4 protein-coding genes are annotated in these 4687 nt (G+C 63.2%); all 4 read right to left on the minus strand.

From position 1 onward, the window contains the following. On the minus strand, positions 1-873 hold an 873-nt coding region (locus EV202_RS14755), incomplete at its 3' end, for a fimbrillin family protein (RefSeq protein ID WP_131927591.1). A 126-nt stretch (positions 874-999) separates the two neighbouring features. Further along, positions 1000-2016, minus strand: a complete 1017-nt coding sequence (locus EV202_RS14760) for a fimbrillin family protein (protein WP_234878320.1) — start codon at positions 2014-2016, stop codon at positions 1000-1002. A 285-nt stretch (positions 2017-2301) separates the two neighbouring features. Then, complete coding sequence (locus EV202_RS14765) at positions 2302-3249, minus strand: DUF5119 domain-containing protein (protein WP_165899451.1); 948 nt, start codon at positions 3247-3249, stop codon at positions 2302-2304. A gap of 52 nt (positions 3250-3301) precedes the next feature. Further along, positions 3302-4528 (minus strand): DUF3575 domain-containing protein, encoded by a 1227-nt coding sequence (locus tag EV202_RS14770; protein ID WP_131927594.1) that lies wholly within the window; start codon positions 4526-4528, stop codon positions 3302-3304. Positions 4529-4687: the final 159 nt, after the last annotated feature.

The following is a 4687-nucleotide window of genomic DNA, read 5'->3' on the forward strand; positions in this document are numbered from 1 at the left end:
GGCCGCAGGCGTCAGCGCCTGCGTAAAGTCCTTCCTGTCGGCATGGCCTTCCCATGCGCTCTCGCCTATGCGGTACGTGCCCTTGCCGTACACGCCCTTCAGCGTGACGTTCGTAATCGTCCCCGCAGGCAGGTCATTACCCGTGACAAAGCGCACGGCCGTCAGCGCATGCTTAAAGGTAAGCAGGGCGGGCGTGCCTCCGCCGCCCGGCATCTCGTCGGTGGCGGCCGTCAGCAGGTCGGTCTGGCCGGCCACGTCGGCAGGAACGGTGTAGGTCAGCACGGGCGCGCCGCCCGCGCTCTTGGCCGAGAGTGCCAGGCTCGATGCCGGCAGTGCGCTCCTGTAGGGAGCGTACGCAAAGAAGCGTATCTTCGAGCCCGCCCCCGGCCAGCGGCTGTCCGTAGTCCATCCGCCGGCTTTGCTCACCTCCGTGTCATACATGTAGTCGGGTGTCCGCGTGTCGTTCCACGCTTCCGCGGCAGGATATACGAAAGCGGACACGCCCATGGAGGCGTGCATGGTGGAAGCGTCTACCGGGGCGGCTTTCGTGGCGGGACGGCTTTCTGTAACAGAGACGCCGCCCGTTGTCACGTCCCCCGCAAGAGCGTTTTCCCCGTCCGTGACCATGCCCTCCCTCACCGTGGCGTGCAGGTAGAGCGGCGTTCCTCCCCCGGTCAGGGAGTCCTGCAGGGCAAACACCCGTGTCTCCGGCGGTGTTTCCCCTGCAGGCATCCCCAATGCCTCTACCTTGAATCCGATACTGCGCCCCGGATACGCGCCCCCCTCTTCGTGAAAGTCGCTACAGGAGCAAAAAACGGCAATCGGCAGGGCCAGTGCCCCGCTTGCCAATACTGACAATGTCACTCTTTGCATATAAATGTTGTTAGTGATTAGTGATGAATAGATGAATGATAAGTGGCGGGTAAACAGCGGCAAGTGCCCGGCGTGGAGTAAGTGTTGACCGCTGACAACAGCCAGGCACCTGCCGCTAATCACTGATTACATCCCTATCTCGGTGCTTCCCGCCGTCCAGTCTTCCACGGTCACGGTGAAGGTGATGGGGTTGCCCAGTACAGGGTCTCCGCCCGTTCCCGGATTCGGGTCGATGGTCGGGTCGGTGGGATTCACGGGGTCGGTGGGAATCGGATCGATGTTACCCGCACCGCCGCCCGGAGGGCAGAAGTTCAGCGCGTAGATATACTTCTTCCCGGCTTCCCAGGCAGAGTCTATCTTCACGGCGGAGTAGCCGTACTTTCCTGAAGCGGGCGGATAAATCTGCGTACCGTTCTTCGTGACCTGGCAGAGCACGGCCAGATAGGCTCCGTTCGGAGAGGCGCCGCCGCTCCACGGCGTTAATGTCTGCGGAAGCAGCATGAAGTTCTCCGTTCCCGTGATGTTCTGCTCCGACGCCGTCAGGGTGACAGGGGCGGACAGGCGGGCCGAGAAGCTGGCGGGGGCGTTCGGCGCGTCCCATCCCGCCAGCGGGCCGGAAGCGGTCGTGGGCGAGGTGGGGAAGGTGAAGTTGGCCGCCGATTTCACCTGGCATACCTTCACTCCCTGCACCTTGATGGTGACGGTGGGGTCGGAGCACTTGGCCTTCACCTCTATCTGCGAGAGGATGTGCTTGAAGTTGAGTGCCACGCCCGATGCGGAGGTGGTGCGGCTGCCGGTGTTGTGGGCCACCACGATGTCCTTCTGATCAGAGACCTTCTGCGGTGTCACGTAGCTGAATATCTTCTGCGTGCCGCTGTTGATGTACACCGATGCGCCGGCAGGCAGGTTGGCCGGAGCGTAGGCGAAGAACTTCACCTCGTCGTTTCCGGGCCACGTCTGAGGATCGGTCATTTCCCATTTGCCGCCCGTCTGTTTCACCTCGGCGTTCTCGAAGAGGTTCGTTCCTCCCGAACTCTTGAATGCCGTCACCTTGAAGGGCGACAGGTTGCCCAGCGTGGTCACCGCCCCGCGGGTGGAAGCACCCAGCGTGGGATGGAAGCTGATGGATTCGCTGCGGTTCACAGCGTTCGTTTCGTCCTGCGAGCAGGAGCTGAGGCCGATGAGGCCGGCTGCCAGAAGGCAGCCCACAAGTTTCTTTTTCATACTTTACTTGTTTTGTTAGAATTAAAAAATTAAATTAAGAAAAAACACTGCCAGTTGCCTGTCAGTTATATCATATATTCCACATATTCACTTTCACGTCATCATCCGCTTGTAAAACAGGGAATCCGCATCATCTCCGTCTGAAGAATCATCATCCGCGCCCGAACACAATCCGTGTCATCCGCGGCATCCGCGCCCGAAAGGCTACAGGTCTATCGGCCGCGTCTCCGTGCTCCAGTCGTCCACTCCCGTCTGGAATCCTCCTTCCTCCCCCGCGGGCGCGGGGATCGTCAGCCCGTCCAGCCGTATATGCACGTGCCGCCTGTCGGTCGCGCGGTTCACCTGTCCGCTCACGTCGAACGAAATACGCCTGCGGCTGCCGTCGCGCAGGGCGACGCTGAGCGTCAGCCGGTGCGACGTGTCCTCCGCCTCGCTCACCCCGAAGCACAGCGCCCGGCCCGTGAGCCGCGCCGTGCCCTCCTCGACGCCCGCTTCGAAGCAGAGGGACGAGCGTGAGGGGGAACGGCGCCCGGTTCCCGGGAACAGCGAGGCGGACATGCCCGAGAGCGAGAAGGCCGCGGAAGAGACGCCCGCAAGGTTGCGCACGTTCACTATCTCTACGGTGTAGATGTAGCTCTGCTCCTCCGGACAGAGCACGAGCGGGCTCTCCGGGGCCGGCAGCTCCGAGGGGACGGTGACGGTGAAACTCGTGCCGCCCGTTCCCCAGAGCATGCCGGGAGAGGAGACCGCCGGCTCCTGTCCGTCCCCATCCTGCACGGGGAGAGGAGGCGCGCAGGCCTCGAAGCTCTCCGGGGTGTCCGTGCCGCGCAGGAGCGCGGACTCGCTGTCGTTGTTCAGGCAGAGCACGCGGTACGTGCCCGGCGGAAGCTCGGTCAGCCCTCCCTCACGGGGAAAGTCCCTGCGTAAGGGGCCGCCGGAGGAGGGGAAGAAATAGACGCTCATGCCCGTGGCCGACGCCCCGGGGGCGTTGCTCCAGTCAAAGATGACCCGCACCCGTACCGAAGAATCGGGGGCGAAGGCGAAGGGTTTATGGTCGCAGGAGGCGAGCAGCGAGGCGACGCCCGCAGCAAGCAGGATAATCACGGACGCCCCCAACAGGAAGGCGATGCCGTGCAGACGTTTTTTTCTCATGGATGTTCTCATGCTTCTCGTGGATGTTATTTCTGTCGTTCTCATGAATTTCTTATTTTCCGATTTGTGACCTGCGTTTCCCGTTGTAATTGTCATGTCCCAGCAGCCACACCAGCGACACCTCGGCCTTCGTGGGGCCGAACCAGCGGCGCTGCTTCGTGGCCTGCCACAGGTAACAGTCTCCCTGCGGAACGTACTCGTAGTACTCGCCGCCCAGGTAGCCGACGCCGATGCTGAAGTCGAGGTTCAGCCTGCGGCCGATGGGGGCGGAGTAGCCGTAGGACAGGCCGCCCCCGTAGCTCCACCGGTCGCCGAGGTAGCCCCTGCCGCCCCATTCCAGATCGTAGGTAAGCAGCTGCCCGTACACCCCTATGTGGTGCCCCGTCAGCGGCTTGCGGCCGTAGCTCAGCCAGCGGCGCACCTCGAGGTCGCCGCCGTATATGCGGTGGTAGCGGTGGCGCTTGTCGCTCTTGAGCCAGGTGTACATCCAGTTGCCGGCCACCGACCAGCCGCGGCCCACGTAGAACTCCAGCCCGAGGTTGGGCAGCACCACGGCGTCGTAGAGCAGGTTGGTCTTCACGGCCATGTAGAAGGGCCTGTGCTCCCGGGGCGCGGGTACGGCTTCCGCGGGTTCGGGGGGCAGGATGTAGACGGTGTCCTTAACGGCTTCCCGCACCTCCTCCGTCTCGTACCACACGTGCAGGGTGGAGGCGCGAAGCTCGGGGAAGAAACGGCTCTCCATGTAGCGCCAGGCGTAGCCGCCGCCAAGCATGCCTAAGCGCCGTTTACGGCCGTCAGTCACTTGTCCGTTGTGCATGAGCCATTCGGGCGTGTGGCGCAGGATGTCGAGCACCTCGTGGCGGTAGGGCATGTACTCGTCGGAGAGCACGAGGCGTTCAAGCCCCTCCCAGTCGATGCCTTGCGGGACGGTGGAGAGCCAGCCGAACTCGTGGGGGAAGTAGCCGGAGACCATCCGGCGGATGGCCTCGGCACGACGCTCGGAGAGGCGTTGGTTAAGGGCGGTGCTCCCCTCGGGGGAGGCGCCGCCGGTGACGCGCAGGCCGCGGATGCGCCGCGAGGGGGCTTGAAGGAGGGTTCTGAAACGTTCGGTGAAGGTGCGCACGCGCGCGCCGTTCTCACGGAAATAGGGGTCGAGGCGCGATTCGCCCTGACGGAAATAGACGCGCACGGAGTCCGTGCCCCGGCGAACGCCGGCCTCCTGCCCCCGGGCATGCCCGAGTAAGAGCAGGAAAAGAAAGAGGATAAAGGGTCTTTTCATCGCCTGTGAATAAGGGTTAATAATTGTGCCCGGGAGGATTGCCTCTTGCGAAGAGGTGGGAAGAGACGGGGAAAGGCGGAGGAAAGACAGGGCGGACGGATGCCCGGGCCTCCTTCGGACGCACAAGCGGAGTAAGGAAGTACGGAAGGAGCGGGGATA

The sequence above is a fragment of the Prevotella heparinolytica genome (assembly GCF_004342845.1).
Classification (GTDB): domain Bacteria; phylum Bacteroidota; class Bacteroidia; order Bacteroidales; family Bacteroidaceae; genus Bacteroides; species Bacteroides heparinolyticus.